Source organism: Bradyrhizobium zhengyangense (genome assembly GCF_022012435.1).
Classification (GTDB): Bacteria; Pseudomonadota; Alphaproteobacteria; order Rhizobiales; family Xanthobacteraceae; genus Bradyrhizobium; species Bradyrhizobium zhengyangense.
Genome location: NZ_JAKLUA010000010.1, coordinates 225,098 through 239,756, shown reverse-complemented (window position 1 = coordinate 239,756; position 14,659 = coordinate 225,098). Strand labels below are relative to the sequence as shown.

Here is a 14,659-nt window from a genome sequence, read left to right as displayed (position 1 = left end):
CAATGGTGGGGTCTTAAGCCGCGCTGCTCCTGCTGCGCGAAGCCTCCGGGATGCAGCCGGCCGTAACAGCCGCCTGCAATTCCTCCAGCGCCGCTTCCAGATATTCGTTGGCCATGATCAGCGCCTTGATGGTGCTGCGCAGGTTGCCGTCGCACATCGCGATCGCCTGGTCGCAGGCCTGTTCATAATGGCTGTTGTCGAGAAGGGCGGGGGCTGACATCGGCGGTGTCCTTGCTGTCCTTGGGCGGTTTGCTTTGGGCATTTCCGGGGGGCGTCGGGGATAGGATTAATGTTCCTCTTTTGTTCTTTTTGAGTCAAGTGGATTCACGTTGCGGCAATGCACGGCCACCGGATCAGGCGATGATGTCGGGGGTAATCTGGTCTTCGATGAATGCGATACGGTCTCGCAACAACAGCTTGCGCTTCTTCAGGCGCTGTAACCGCAATAGGTCGGGGGCAGGCGATTGATGCAGTGCATCGATCGCCGCGTCGAGATCTCGGTGTTCCTGCTGCAACCGGGTGAGCTCGGCTTCGAGTTCACGCTCGTCTTCATGGGTCATGTCTGCGGTGGCCGAAAAACCGATAGGCTTGAGATTAAGGCTGTGGATGCCCTGTGGAAATTATCGTCCTTGCGCGGCGTGATCGCAAGCGATCTGCGACCTTCACGCACCGCTCTCTCGCAAGATATTTCGACGATTCGCGGGCGCGTGGCGCAAGCACCTTGATATCATGGATTTTTCGACGCGTGGTTCCTTACTCACGCTTCATTACATATGAATTTTCAAAAATGACGGTGCGACGACGGATACATATCGACAGAACGAATCGGTGATGTACACTTCCTCGTCCGGATCGAATCCAAGGTTCACCCCTACCGAGGAGGTTTCGAATGACAATTCAGGCACATCTGGTTGAATTGGAACGGAAGCACAAAACTCTCGAAAACGAATTGCACGAAGCGCTCGTGCACCTTTCAACAGACGACCTGCAAATTGTTGAGTTGAAGCGCCGCAAGTTGATGGTCAAGGACCAGATTGAACGACTGAAGCAGACCGGCGACACGCTTCACTAGTAACCCCCGTAACAGCGTCAAGTTTGATCGTATCCTTTCAGGCAGGGACGAAAGCCTTTGCGCTCGTCCCTGCTGTAAGGTGCGCACCCGCGCGATCATCATCGCGCAGCGGGCTAGATTTCTGCGAGCTCCGCGACGTGGTCTGCGATCGCGAGCGATGATGTCAGTCCCGGCGATTCAATGCCGAACAGATTGATCAGTCCTGCGACGCCGTGATCGCGCGGCCCCTGCATCAGAAAATCCTGTGTTGCCACTGCCGGCGGTACGATCTTCGGGCGGATGCCCGAATAGCTCGGCATCAGCGCGCCATCGGGTAGCGTCGGCCAGTATTTGCGGATCGCCGGATAGAACCGCTCGGCGCGCGACGGATCGACCTCATAGTCGATCGTCTCGATCCATTCGACATCAGGGCCGAAGCGCGCCTGTCCCGCCATGTCCAGCGTCAGATGCACGCCAAGCCCACCGGGCTCGGGCACCGGGTAGATCAGGCGCGAAAACGGCGCGCGCGCATTGCAGCTGAAATAATTGCCCTTGGCGAGATAGGCCGGCGGAATCCGGTCGATCGGCATGCCGTCGATGTGGCGCGCCACCGATGTCGCCGACAATCCCGCGGCATTGACGAGCAGGCCGCATTGCAAGGCCATCGGCGCTTCGCCGCCGGCTTCGATCTCGATCACGCCCGCCTCCGCCTTGGCGCGGATCAGCGGCGTGTGAAACGCAAAGGCCGCGCCCGCTGCCTCGGCCTCGCCTTGCAGCGAGAGCATGTAGGCATGGCTGTCGATGATGCCTGTCGACGGCGACAGCAGCGCAGCGTCGCAGGCCAGTGCCGGCTCCAGCGCGCGCGCGGCCTCGCCTGAAAGCAGCTGCATGTCGAGCACGCCATTGGCCTCGGCATGCGCCTTGATCGATTGCAGCTTCTCGGTTTCCTTCGCATTGGTCGCGACGATCAGCTTGCCGCAATTCTTGTGTGGAATGCCGCGCTCGCCGCAATAGCGATACAGCGCTTGCTTGCCGCTGACGCACATGCGCGCCATCCAGCTTCCGGCACGGTAGTAAATCCCGGCATGGATCACTTCGCTGTTGCGTGAGGAGGTGACGGTGCCGATGGCCTCGGCTTCCTCGAGTACGATCACCTCGCGCCCCGCCTGGGCGAGCCTTCTTGCCACCGCGAGCCCGACCACGCCGGCTCCGATGACGACGCAATCGACCCTATCCATGGTGATGCAGAAGTCCCGCTGAAGGTGGTGCCGATGGCTCCGGTTTGCCCGGGAAACGCGCTGCGCGGGCGTTGTCCGTTAAGGAAGCATTTATCATGTCAGGGCAATTGCCGTATTTCACGTCACATTTTTCTGCTGGGCCTACAGGCGTTTACCCGATCCAAACCCGTGAAGCCAGACAATCCGCAGTTGAAATCGCGGGTGGCTGATGGCTGAGAAGAACTGGCAGGAAGGCAGCATGCTTCCGATTGCTGTGCAGGCCGTCGTGTGCCTGACCAGCGCGGTCGCGCCTTCGCGTGCCTATGCCAATAGCTTCATTTCGCCAAACCAGATTGGCGATTTCGGCGCTAATCTGGTCTGGGAAGCCCTGATCGGGGGCGTTGTCATCTGCGCGTTCCTGGCGGCCATCGCGCTGTGGATCCATTCCGCGCTGCGCAGGAGCAACCGTTCGCAGCTGCGGCGCAACGCCTTCATCTCTTCGGCCATGAACAATCTCAACCAGGGCGTGGTGATGACGGATGCGCAGCGGCGCATCATCTTCTGCAACGACCGCTATCTCGAGATCTACGGCCTCGCGCGCTCGGACCTGTGGACCGGCATGACCGGCTACGACATCCTCGGGTTGCGGCGCAAGCGCGGCGTCCTCGGCGTTTCCGACGATGAGTTCTACGAGAAGGCGGCAAGTCACAACGGTCTGATCACCGAACTGCCCGATGGTCGCTCCATCCTGGTCAAGTATTTCGTGCTGCCCAATGGCGGCTCGGTGGCGACCCATCTCGACGTCAGCGAGCAGCGCGCACTGTCGCGACAGCTCGCCTCGACCAAGCAGTTCCTGGAAACGGTGCTGGACAACGTGCCGGCTTGCGTCGCAGCGAAGAATATCGAGGACGGCCGCTATATCTTCGCCAACCGTGCCTATGAGCACTTCTGGGGGTTTTCGCGGGATCAGGTCGTCGGCAAGAATGCGCGCGAGCTGTTCGGCGCGACATCGGCCGATAGCATTGAGATGACCGACCGGGCCGCATTGCTGGCGCCGGAAGGACAATATCGCAACGAATTCGAGGTCGAGGTTGGCGCGGCCCGGCGCATGGTGGCCTCGATCCGGATCGTGGTCCGCAACGAAAGCAACAAGCCGCAATTCCTGCTGATCGTGTTCGAGGACATCACCGATCGGCAATCGCTGTCGATGGAGCTGGAGAGCACCAAGAAGTTCCTCGAGCTCGTGGTCGATAACATCCCCGTGGCGTTGATCGTGGAGCAGGTCAAGGACGGCCGCTACCTGCTCGCCAACCGCAGCGCCGAGACGATCCTGAACCGGAGGCGCGAGGAAGCGACCGGCCTGACCGCGGCCGACATCTTCAATGCCAAGGAAGCCAAGCTGATCATCGCGCGCGACGAGGCCGCGATCAAGAAACGCGGGATGATCACCGAGGAGCATCCGATCTCCACCAAGGACGGCCTGCGCCTGTTCCTGACCCGGCGCGCCACAGTGCTCAACGACGCCGGTGAGCCGCAATATCTGATCAAGACCCACGAGGACGTCACCAACCGCCGGCAGATCGAGTCGCGGATGGCGCACATGGCCTATCATGACGGCCTCACCGATTTGCCGAACCGCGCTGCCTTCCTTCAGGCGCTGACCCAGATGATCGAAGCCTGCGAAGGGACCGACGAGGAATTTGCGGTCCTTTGCGTCGATCTCGACGGCCTCAAGGAAGTCAATGACGTGTTCGGTCATGCGCTTGGCGACAAGCTGTTGATCGAGGTGGCCCAGCGACTGCAGGACACCGCACGCGGTGGCCTGGTGGCACGCCTGTCCGGCGACGAATTCGGCCTGATCATCGACGGTAAGCAGCCCGACGCAGGCCTTGCGCTGGCGCAGCAGCTTGGCGAGGCGCTCGCGCCGGAATTCCAGATCGACGGCCGCGCGGTCCGCGCCGGCATCACCACCGGCATGTCGGTCTTTCCGCACAACGGCCCCGATGGTGCCTCGCTGCTCGCCAATGCCGGCGCGGCCCTGTTCCGCGCCAAGCAGAAATCGCGCGGTACGATCAGCCTCTACCAGCCCGAGATGGACCAGCAGATCCGCGACCGCCGCGTGCTGCACCAGGACCTGTCGAAGGCGATCAAGAATGGCGAGCTTTCGCTTGCGTTCCAGCCGCAGGGCATCGCGCGCAACAGCGTCGCCGAGAGCGAGATCATCGGCTTCGAGGCGCTGGCGCGCTGGCAGCATCCGGTACGCGGCCAGGTCTCGCCGGCCGAATTCATCCCGATCGCGGAAGAAAGCGGCCTGATCGTCGAGATGGGCGAATGGATTCTCCGCGAGGTCTGCCGCGAGGCCGCGTCGTGGCCGAAACCAATGCAGGTCGCGGTCAATCTGTCGCCGGCGCAGTTCATGCACGGTGACGTGGTTGGTCTCGTCCATTCGATCCTGATCGAGACGGGGCTTGCGCCCGGCCGGCTCGAGCTGGAAATCACCGAGGGCGTGCTGATCGAGGACTTTGACCGCGGCCTGGCGCTGCTACGCCGCCTGAAGGCGCTGGGCGTCCGCATCTCCATGGACGATTTCGGCAGCGGCTATTCCTCGCTGAGCTATCTCCAGGCCTTCCCGTTCGACAAGATCAAGATCGATCGCGCCTTCATCATGAATCTCGGCCGCAACCCGCAATCGGCCGCGATCGTTCGCGCCGTGATCGATCTCGGCCACGGCCTCGAAATGTCCATCATCGCCGAGGGCGTCGAGACGATCGACCAGCTCGCTTTCCTCGCCAAGGAGGGCTGCGACGGCGTGCAGGGCTATCTGCTCGGCAAGCCGATGCCGATCGGAAAATATGCCGACCTCGTTGGCCGCGGCGAGGCCATGGAGCTTGCGCTCAAGACCGGCTAGTGATGTTGAGCGCTTACCTCGCTCCCTCTCGACGGTTTCATGGCGGATTACGACCTCGCGATCATCGGTGGCGGCCTGAACGGTGTCAGCCTCGCCCGCGATGCCGCCGGCCGCGGGCTGCGGGTGATCCTGATCGAGCAGGGTGATCTCGGCGGCGCTGCCTCATCGGCGACCCCTCGGCTGATCCATGGCGATCTGTCGGTGCTGGAGCGGCGCGGCTTCTGGCGCGTCCGCCGGGCACTGGCCGAGCGCCGGATTTGGCTGCGGATCGCGCCGCATCTGGTGCGGCCCATGAGTTTTGTGATCCCGGCCCATTCCGACGAGCGTCCACCCTGGCTGTTGCGCGCTGGCCTGTATGTTTATGACGCCCTGACGAACCGCGGCGGCCTTCCGGCATCGACGACCTTAGACATCACGCATCATGCGGTCGGTAACGCGCTGAAACGGCCATTCGGCATCGCCTTCGAATATGCCGATTGCGTCGTCGACGATTCGCGCCTGGTGGTGCTCACGGCGCTGGATGCCGCCGAACGTGGCGCTGCGATTCGGACAGGGGCGCGTTGTGTGCGGGCCGACCGGACCGATGCCTGGCGGCTTGCCGTCGTCGATCGCGGTCATCGCCGTACGATCACGGCCCGCGCGCTGGCCAACGCCACCGGCGCCTGGACGTCAATGGTCGCGGAGACCGTGCTGCGGCAGAAGCAGCCGGCCATGGCGGCCGTGCAGATGAGCCAGATCATCGTGCCCAGGCTGTTCGAGTCCGACAATGTCTATGTGTTCCAGAACAACGATGGCCGGCTGATTTTTGCTAGCCCGTTCGAGCGCGATTTCACGCTGGTCGGTACCGTCACGCATGATTTCACCGGCGATCCCGCCATCGTTGCGATGCCGGGCGCCGATGTCAGCTATCTCTGCGAGGCCGTGAGCCGCTATTTCCGCGAGCGCCTTGCTCCGACGGACGTGGTGCGCACGGTCTCCGGGGTCAATCTGTCGCCGGTGCCCGCGCGGCGACGCGACGGCACGACGTTGTTCCACGCGCGCCGGCGCAAGGCACCGCTGCTCACGATGTTCGGCGGCGACATCACGACCTCGCGCTTTCGCGCCGAGCGGGCAGTGACGCGACTGACGCCGTTCTATCCGATGTCGCGGCCCTGGACTTCAGGCGCAGCCTTGCCTGGCGGCGATTTCGCCTGGGATCGTTTCGAGACCGAGGTCGATCTCGCCTGCCACCGCTGGCGCTTCCTATCGGAGCCGCAGGCCCGGCGCATGGTTGCCGCCTACGGCTCGCGATTGGCCGATGTGCTGGGTGAGGCGAAGACACGCGAAGAGCTGGGACCGGCCTTCGGCCCCGACCTGACCGGCGCCGAGGTGCACTATCTCATGACCCACGAATGGGCGCGCTTCCCCGAGGACATCCTGTGGCGCCGCTCCAAGTTAGGCCTGACCATGCCGGCTACGGACCGTGACGCGCTGGCTGCATTCATGGCGACCCCACCTCGAACCGGTTGAGCAAACGACGATCCGCCGCTAGCGTGCGGCGGCATTGGGGTTGGCAGGGACCATGACTGACGAATTGCCCGGAACAGACGTCGCTGGCCGAGATGCGCGTCCGGCCGCGGGCGAGCCGCTGCTGCGCATCGAGGGCGTCGCCAAGACCTTCGGGACGTTCCGTGCGGTCGACGGTGTGTCGCTCGAGATCAAGGCCGGCGAGTTCTTTGCGCTGCTCGGTCCCAGCGGCTGCGGCAAGACCACTCTGCTGCGCATGCTTGCGGGTTTCGAGGCCCCGGACGAAGGACGCATGTTGCTCGGCGGCAAGGACATCGCGCAGGCGCTGCCGCATGAGCGTCCGATCAACATGATGTTCCAGAACTACGCGCTTTTCCCGCATCTGTCCGTGCGCGACAACATCGCCTTCGGCCTCAAGCGCGCCGGCATGGCGCGTGCCGACATCGCAACGCGCGTCGCGGAGATGGTCGCGCTGGTCAAGCTCGAGGGGCTCGAGAAGCGCAAGCCCGACCAGCTCTCCGGCGGCCAGCGCCAGCGCGTCGCGCTGGCCCGCGCGCTGGCGCGAAGGCCGCAATTGTTGCTGCTCGACGAGCCGCTCGCGGCCCTCGACAAGAAGTTGCGCGAAAACACGCAAGGCGAGCTGATGGAGCTGCAGCGTCGGCTCGGCATGACCTTCATCATCGTCACGCATGACCAGGAGGAGGCGATGACGATGGCCAGCCGGATCGGCGTGATGAAATCCGGCAAGCTTGCGCAGGTCGGGACCCCGCGCGAGCTCTACGAGGCCCCGCGTTCGCGCTGGATCGCGGAGTTCGTCGGCGACATCAATCTGTTCGACGCCGAGTCCAAATTGCGCGATGGTCATCGCCTCGTCATTGGCACGCGCGATGCCGGCGCGCTTGTTGTGGCCGAGCCGCGTGAAGCGGTCGGCGAGGGAAAGTTCTCGGTTGCGATCCGCCCCGAGAAGGTCAAGCTGTCGCGCCGTGGTCCCGTGAGCGCGGCCGGTCATGAAACGGCGATCAACCTGCTCGACGGCGTGATCGCGGACATCTGCTATCTCGGCGGCACCACCACCTACAAGGTGAAGCTTGATACGGGTGGAATGCTGCAGGCGTCGGTCGCTAACAGTGCGCGCCTGGATGTCGATGCCTATAGTCTGAACCAGCACGTCGTCGCCTGGTTCACGCCCGACGATTGCGTGGTGCTGCCGTCATGAGCGCGCGCCGGATCTTTGCGCGACCGGCGCGCTTCGCCGCGATCGCGCCGTATGTCTGGATGGTGCTGTTCTTCCTCGTGCCGTTCGGTTTCGTGCTGAAGATCAGCCTGTCGCAGACGGCGATCGCGCAGCCGCCCTATGAGCCGGTGTTCGATCTGACAGCGGGATGGACGGCGATCCGGTCGGCCTTTGCCGCGCTCTCGATCGACAATTTCAGGCTGATCGCCTCCGACGACCTGTATGTGTTCGCCTATTTGCGCAGCCTGACTGTTGCCGTGACAGCGACCGTGTTGCTGCTCGTGATCGGCTATCCCATTGCCTACGGCATGGCGCGACTGCCAAAACGCTGGCAGGCGGTGGCGATGGTGCTGGTGATCGTGCCGTTCTGGACCTCGTTCCTGATCCGCATCTATGCCTGGATCAACATCCTCCAGCACGACGGCCTGCTCAATCAGATCCTGCTGGCGTTGCACCTGGTCAGCCAGCCGGTGGTGTGGCTCTCCACCGACACTGCGATGTATATCGGCATCGTCTATTCCTATCTGCCTTTCATGATCCTGCCGCTCTACGCCACGCTCGCCAAGATGGAGCCGGCGCTGGAGGAAGCGGCCTCCGATCTCGGCGCGCCGCCCTGGCAGGTGTTCTGGCTGGTCACATTCCCGCTGTCGCTGCCGGGCGTCGGCGCCGGCGTGCTGTTGTGCTTCATCCCCGTTGTCGGCGAGTTCGTCATCCCGGATCTTCTCGCCGGCTCCAACTCGCTGATGATCGGCCAGACGCTGTGGCTCGAATTCTTCACCAACAAGGACTGGCCGGTGGCCTCCGCCGCAGCGATCGTGCTGCTCGTGGTGTTGCTGGCGCCGCTCCTGCTTTACGAGCGGCTGCAGCGGCGGCAGTTGGAGGAACAGTGAGATGCGAAAGGCGTCCCGTCTGTCCCGATTCAACATTGCCTCGCTGGCGCTGGGACTCGCCTTCCTCTATCTGCCCATTCTGATCCTCGTCATCTACTCCTTCAACGCCTCGCGGCTGGTGACGGTATGGGGCGGCTGGTCGCTGCGCTGGTATCACGAGTTCTTCGCCGACCGCGCCATGATCGAGGCGTCCTGGATGAGCCTGAGGGTTGCGGTCGCCTCCGCAACCATCGCCACACTGATCGGCACGCTGGCTGCGGTGGCGCTGTCGCGCGGCGAGCGCTTTCGCGGCCGCACGCTGTTCTCCGGCATGCTCTATGCGCCGCTGGTGATGCCGGAGGTGATCACGGGACTGTCGCTGCTGCTGCTGTTCGTGGCGCTGAACGCCGAGCGCGGCTTCTGGACGGTGACGATCGCGCATACCACGCTGACGATGTGCTTTGTCGCCGTCGTCGTGCAGTCGCGCCTCGGCTCGCTCGACCGTTCGCTCGAGGAGGCGGCGATGGATCTCGGCTGCGCGCCCGTTCGGGCCTTCCTGTCGGTCACGCTGCCGCTGATCGCGCCCGCCATCGTCGCCGGATGGATGCTCGCCTTCACGCTCTCGCTCGACGACCTCGTGATCGCCAGCTTCACCACCGGCCCCGGCTCGGCCACGCTGCCGATCCGTATCTATTCCGAGGTGCGACTGGGTGTGAAGCCGGAGATCAATGCGATCTGCACGCTGGTGATCGCCCTGATCGCGGTCGTCATTGTCATCGCCTCGCTCGCTTCAAAACTGTCGAGCTCGCAGGGCGAGAGCGCTGCGCCTCTCTAGAAAAGGAACGGGTCATGATGTTCGTCTATCAAATCCTGATCCACACTCCGCCCTGGGTCTGGATCCTGCTGGCTTATCTGGTCTGGCAGGGCATCAAGGCGATGCAGCCGCGCAAGGCGCCGATCTGGCGTGCATTGATCGTTCCGGCCGTCTTCATCGTCTGGGGCGTTTCGAGGATCGGTTTCGGACATCAGGACAGCCAATGGCCGCTGGTCGCATGGATCGGTGCGGCGCTGGCGCTGCTGCCGCTCGGTGTGCTGACACCGCGTCCGTTCGATGTCGATCACAAGACGGGAGAGATCATCCGTCCAGGCAGTGCATTCGCGCTGATTCGCAATCTCGTCGTGTTCACCCTGCAGTACACGGTGAGCGTGATCTCCGCCATCGACGCAGGCGACCGAGCGCTTGCAATCATCGTCGGCCGCGCCATTTCGGGCGCGACCGCCGGCTATTTCTTCGGTTCGATGGTCGCGCTGCTGCTCGCCTATCGCAGGAAGCGCGCCGAGGATGTCTAGGACTTCACCGCGCCCGCCGTCAGCCCGCCCACCATGTAGCGGCGGAAGGCGTAGTAGACCGCGGCCGGTGGCAGCGCGTAGATGAAGCCGGTGGTCATCAGCAGCTCCCAGGGCGAATCGTCCGCGGCAAGGAAGTTGCCGAGCGCGACGGGCAGCGTGATGTCTTGGTCGTTCGAGAGTAGCAGGAACGCGTAGAGATATTCGTTCCAGGCCAGCAGCACCGCATAGGTGCCGATCGCGACCAGCGAAGGCATCATCAGCGGCAAATAGACCAGGCGGAAGATCTGCAGCGTCGTGGCGCCGTCCATCACCGCGGCTTCATCCAGCTCGACCGGCAGCTTGTCGGAGGCCTGCTTCAGCACCCAGATCGCGTAGGGCGAGGCGATCGTCACCATCGCCAGGATCAATGCCCAGCGATTGTTGAGCAGGCCGTAATTGCCCATGGTGCGGTACATCGGCACGGCGAGGAACGCCGCCGGAATGAAATAGGTGAAGAGCGCGAGGTTCAGCACCACGCGCCCGCCTGGCACCTTCAGCCGCGAGATCGAGAACGCCGCAGCCGTGGCGATGAACAGGGTCAGCGCACCGACGGCGGCCGCGATCACGGTCGAATTCCAGAACTGGACGTAGAAGTCGCGCAGGAAATAGTGCTGCTGCTTGAACACGATTTCGAAGTTGTGCAGCGTCGGATGGTCCGGCCACAGCTTGCCCGAGAACGCGTCCTCCTTCGGAGAGATCGCGAACAGGAACATGTGATAGATCGGGATCATCGTCCACAGGAAGACGGGAATGCCGATCAGCAGCAGCCGCGCTTCCGTCGCGACGTCACGGAGAGAGGGAAGCTTCATCGCGACAACCGTTTCATCATGAAATACACGAGCGGCAGGACGAACGGCATCGCGCAGACGATGGAGGCCATCGCGAGCGAGAGCTGGTCGAGCCGGAGATAGCGAATGCCAAGCGTCGACAGCACGTGCGTGAGGTCGGCCGGACCACCGCCGGTGAGCAGATAGACGCTGTTGAAATCGCCGAGCGTCCAGATCATCGAGAGCAGCGTGCAGGTGACGTAGAGCGTCTGCATCGACGGCCAGGTGATGAAGCGGAATTTTTGCCACCAGTTCGCGCCGTCGACCTCGGCGGCCTCGAATAGGTCCTGCGCGATCGCAAGGCGCCCGGTGATCAGGATCATCGTCCAGAACGGTAGCGATTTCCAGATGTGCACGCCGATCGCCATGGTCAGCGCCACGGTCGGGTCGTTCAGCCAGTTCGGGCCGTCATCGCCGGTGAAGGCGAAGATGTAGTGGTTGATCATGCCCCATTCGGGGTTGAGCATGAAGCGCACCGACAGGATGGTCGGAATCGACGGCACCGCCCAGGGCAGGATGAAGATCACCGAAAGCCATTTGATCCAGGTGCGCTGCTGCGCAAAAAAGCCGGACAGGAACAGCGCGATCAGCATCTTGATGTTGATGCCGATGACCAGGAAGATCAGCGTGTTGACCGCGGCGCGCCCGAAGATCGGGTCGTTCCAGAGCGCGACATAGTTCGACGGCGCTCGCGCCAGCCACAGCCCGTAGCAGACGGGATAGACGACGAAGGCGAGGAAAACGAGCAGATAGGGCGTGAGCAGCACGATGCCCCAGACCTGCGCCGTGGTCAGCCGCGACGTCAGGGGTGGGGCGGGGATCGCCTGATCGCCAGAAAGCGTAATCGCCATTCTTTTCGAACTCTTCAAAGAGAAGCCGGCCGCGAAACGCGGCCGGTGTTGTTCTTACACCTCTCCCCGCAAAGCGGGGAGAGGGAAGTGCAGGGGACTTAGCCCGCGACCTGCTTGATGCGGGCGATCAGTTCGTCGACGGCCTTGTCGACCGGGACCTTCTCGCTGACCACGCGGTTCATCGCCTTGGCCCAGACGTTCTCGTTGTTCAGGATCGTGAACTTCCAGTTCTTGGTGAAGTCGAACGGCGCGGTGCCGCCGGTGAACTGGGCGTACACCGCCTTGCGATGCTTGTCGGCCTGCCAGAACGGGCTGGCCTGACTTTCCTTCGTCACCGGGAACCAGCGGCCGAGCGCGCCCTCGATATAGGGACGCACGTTCTCTTCCTGGAGCAGGAAGCTGATGAACTGCTTGGCCTCGGCCTTGTTCTTGGCCGCGGTGAAGATCAGCCCGGTCTTGACGTCGGAGCGGTAGCGAATGGTCGAACCATCCGGCGCCTTCGGGAAGGACGCCGTGATGATGTCCTGCTCATAGGCCTTCTTGCCGGCGTCGCGCTGTTCTTGCGTCAGCGCCTGGTTCTGCGAGTCCTCGTACCATTTCGCCGCGATCGAGATCGTGAAGTTGTGGGTCATCACGATGGTCTTGTTGTGGAAGGCGACGTTGTTGTCCGGGTCCTTCCAGGTCGTCGAGGACGGCGGGGTACAGCCCTTGATGTAGGTGTCGGTGTAGTCCTTCATCGCCTTGATCAGGTTCTCGCGAACCTTGGGATCGTCCACCAGGAGCTTGCCGTCGTCGTCGACCAGCTTGACATGATAGGCGTCCATGAAGGTGTAGAACGACTGGAAGGCGTCGGTGGATTCCACGCCCATCGGCTGGCCGACGGCGTAGATGCGCTGGCCGGTGGCCTTGCGGATCGCCGGCTGCACCTTGTCGCACCAGAATGACCAATAGCCTTCCCAATCATTCGGGATGTCGCTCTGCTTGAAGCCGGCTTTCTCCAGCATGTCGTTCCAGATCTGGACGTGCATACTCTGCTGCTTCAGCGGGAAGCCGTAATAGGCTTTCTTCTTGGCGACGTCGTTATAGAGGATCGACGCATCCAGCGTGTTTTGCACGAACCGATCCTTGATCGGTTCCATGATGTCGGAAAGGTCCTCGAGCTTGCCCTCATAGGCCCACTTGCCCTGCACCTGCACGTCATAAGTGTCGGAATAGGCGACGTCGGGCACGGTGCCGGCATCGAGCGCGGCGACCGTCTTCGGAATCATGTCCTGGATCGCATACTGCGACAACTCGACCTTGATGCCGGTCTTGGCTTCGAACTTCTTGATCGTGTCGAGCAGTGCGTCGTCTTCGGAGCGGTAGAAGCCCTTGCCCCACCAGACCGTAATCGTTTTTTGCTGCGCAAAAGCGGGTGCGGCGGCTGCAAACAGCCCAGCTGCAGCTACCGCCAATGTAACTGCGCCAATAACCTTGGATTTCACGTTTTTCTCCCTCAAGCGGCCGGTGTTTTAACCGGTCGGATAAAACACTAGCCCATGGCCGCTATCCGATCTAGCGGCATGTTGTCAGACCTAGGTCGAGGGGTGTCGGGCTCTCGGAGATGCTTAACGCGCGCATCGATCCAATCGCCGCATCAATTCGTGCCGATCAATTCGGAGTGCGTGTTCCCAAAGCGAGGCTGCTCACCGCCTCTACCGGGAAACGGACTTGCGCCGCACTCTCTGCGAGCTACGAGCGCTTTCCCTTCGGGCCCGTCGAAACGGCTTCCGCACTTGCCTCAGCGGACCGGGACCGCGGCTTGCCTTGCCCGCCGGTCCGGGACGGAGAGCGCCATGCCTCGAGGAGCATCTTGAGGAATTGGCTGGCATGAGGGGATAATGTAGCTCCGCGCCGGCGCACGATTCCGATCGTCCGCGACACTTCCGGCTCGATCAGCCGAATGGTGTGAATGATCGGATGGCCGGCGGCCGGCGTCGCCAGCTTGGGGAGCACGGCGATGCCGAGGCCCGCTTCGACCAGACCGAGCGAACCGGAGAGGTGCGCGACTTCATAGGACCAGTTCAACTGGAGGCCATGTCGCGCCAGCGCATTGTCGATCAACGCGCGATTGCCGCTGTTGCGGCCGACGGTGATAACTCGGTGCGGCGCGATTTCGGGCCAGCTTACCTGTTTGCGCGATGCCAGCGGATGGTCATGGCGGCAGGCGAGGACGAAAGGATCCTCAACGAGCTTCTCGAATTCAATCTCGGCATGTGAGGCACCGATGAAATTGATGCCGAAGTCAACTTCTCCGCGCGCGACCGCTTCCAATCCCTCGTTGGCACCAATGTCCAGAATGCGAACGCGAATGCGCGGATACGCATCGGCGAACCGGCCGATTGCACGCGGCAGGAAGTAGAACACCGCGGTCGGCACCGCGGCGACCGAGACCAGGCCTGAACTCCGCGCTCCGATATCCTGGATGGCGAGCACCGAGGTCTCGAATTCGTCGATGAGCCGGCGCACCTTCGGCAGGAAGTCGCGGCCTGTCATGGTGAGATTGACGTGGCGGGTGGAGCGCTCGAGCAGTGGCGCACCCAGGCTTTCCTCCAGCTTCTGAATGCGTCGGCTGAGCGCGGGCTGCGACAGGTTCAGCGCCCTGGCGGTCCGCACGAAGCTTCCCGTCTCTGCAACGGTGATGAACGCCTTGAGGTCGAGCAGTTCAGCGTTCATGAGCAGGCTCCATTATCTCCATTATACCGATATACGGAATAATACCTCAGATATTTGCATTTCACAAAAGAGTTCTGGCGGAGGATGTTCGG

The 14,659-nt window shown here is 62.7% G+C and carries 14 protein-coding genes; 7 read left to right on the top strand and 7 right to left on the bottom strand.

Annotated elements, in window-relative coordinates; translation table 11 throughout:
- Positions 1–13 precede the first annotated feature (13 nt).
- Together L6637_RS27770 and L6637_RS27765 are read right to left on the bottom strand one after the other, a co-directional pair.
- Positions 14–220, bottom strand: coding sequence for a hypothetical protein (locus tag L6637_RS27770; RefSeq protein ID WP_237862925.1), 207 nt, complete (start codon positions 218–220; stop codon positions 14–16).
- 133 nt (positions 221–353) lie between these two features.
- The gene (locus tag L6637_RS27765) at positions 354–560 is read right to left on the bottom strand and encodes a YdcH family protein (RefSeq protein ID WP_018641547.1); all 207 of its coding nucleotides are present in this window, start codon (positions 558–560) and stop codon (positions 354–356) included.
- Positions 561–889: 329 nt separating this feature from the next.
- Here L6637_RS27765 and L6637_RS27760 point away from each other — a divergent pair, with 329 nt between their 5' ends.
- Entirely contained in the window at positions 890–1,072 is a 183-nt protein-coding gene (locus L6637_RS27760; protein WP_057757317.1) for a YdcH family protein, read from the top strand.
- 113 nt (positions 1,073–1,185) lie between these two features.
- Here the strand turns inward: L6637_RS27760 and L6637_RS27755 are convergent, their stop codons facing one another.
- Positions 1,186–2,289 carry an NAD(P)/FAD-dependent oxidoreductase gene (locus tag L6637_RS27755; RefSeq protein ID WP_237862924.1) on the bottom strand — a complete coding sequence of 368 codons (1,104 nt, stop codon included), beginning with the start codon at positions 2,287–2,289 and terminating at the stop codon, positions 1,186–1,188.
- Between the two features lie 208 nt (positions 2,290–2,497).
- On the opposite strand from L6637_RS27755, the gene L6637_RS27750 reads away from it, so the two are divergent.
- The 6 genes from L6637_RS27750 to L6637_RS27725 are packed head-to-tail and all read left to right on the top strand — an operon-like array spanning position 2,498 to position 10,135.
- The gene (locus L6637_RS27750; RefSeq protein ID WP_237872615.1) at positions 2,498–5,176 is read left to right on the top strand and encodes a sensor domain-containing protein; all 2,679 of its coding nucleotides are present in this window, start codon (positions 2,498–2,500) and stop codon (positions 5,174–5,176) included.
- Positions 5,177–5,215: 39 nt separating this feature from the next.
- The gene (locus tag L6637_RS27745; RefSeq protein WP_237872613.1) at positions 5,216–6,685 is read left to right on the top strand and encodes a glycerol-3-phosphate dehydrogenase; all 1,470 of its coding nucleotides are present in this window, start codon (positions 5,216–5,218) and stop codon (positions 6,683–6,685) included.
- A gap of 52 nt (positions 6,686–6,737) precedes the next feature.
- The gene (locus L6637_RS27740) at positions 6,738–7,898 is read left to right on the top strand and encodes an ABC transporter ATP-binding protein (RefSeq protein WP_237872611.1); all 1,161 of its coding nucleotides are present in this window, start codon (positions 6,738–6,740) and stop codon (positions 7,896–7,898) included.
- Positions 7,895–8,806 carry an ABC transporter permease gene (locus tag L6637_RS27735; protein ID WP_237862920.1) on the top strand — a complete coding sequence of 304 codons (912 nt, stop codon included), beginning with the start codon at positions 7,895–7,897 and terminating at the stop codon, positions 8,804–8,806. Before L6637_RS27740 ends, L6637_RS27735 begins: the two co-directional genes overlap by 4 nt.
- Position 8,807: 1 nt before the next feature.
- Positions 8,808–9,620 (top strand): ABC transporter permease, encoded by an 813-nt coding sequence (locus L6637_RS27730; protein ID WP_237862919.1) that lies wholly within the window; start codon positions 8,808–8,810, stop codon positions 9,618–9,620.
- Between the two features lie 14 nt (positions 9,621–9,634).
- Positions 9,635–10,135: a DUF6622 family protein gene (locus tag L6637_RS27725; RefSeq protein WP_237862918.1), complete on the top strand. Its 501-nt coding sequence runs from the start codon at positions 9,635–9,637 to the stop codon at positions 10,133–10,135.
- On the opposite strand, the gene L6637_RS27720 is transcribed toward L6637_RS27725, so the two are convergent.
- From L6637_RS27720 to L6637_RS27705, 4 genes are all read right to left on the bottom strand, one after another.
- Entirely contained in the window at positions 10,132–10,983 is an 852-nt protein-coding gene (locus L6637_RS27720; RefSeq protein ID WP_237862917.1) for a carbohydrate ABC transporter permease, read from the bottom strand. The two genes, L6637_RS27725 and L6637_RS27720, sit on opposite strands and share 4 nt — an antisense overlap.
- Complete coding sequence (locus tag L6637_RS27715; protein WP_237862916.1) at positions 10,980–11,852, bottom strand: carbohydrate ABC transporter permease; 873 nt, start codon at positions 11,850–11,852, stop codon at positions 10,980–10,982. Before L6637_RS27715 ends, L6637_RS27720 begins: the two co-directional genes overlap by 4 nt.
- 98 nt (positions 11,853–11,950) lie before the next feature.
- Complete coding sequence (locus tag L6637_RS27710; RefSeq protein ID WP_237862915.1) at positions 11,951–13,336, bottom strand: ABC transporter substrate-binding protein; 1,386 nt, start codon at positions 13,334–13,336, stop codon at positions 11,951–11,953.
- A 247-nt stretch (positions 13,337–13,583) separates the two neighbouring features.
- Positions 13,584–14,567: a LysR family transcriptional regulator gene (locus tag L6637_RS27705; RefSeq protein ID WP_237872609.1), complete on the bottom strand. Its 984-nt coding sequence runs from the start codon at positions 14,565–14,567 to the stop codon at positions 13,584–13,586.
- Positions 14,568–14,659: the final 92 nt, after the last annotated feature.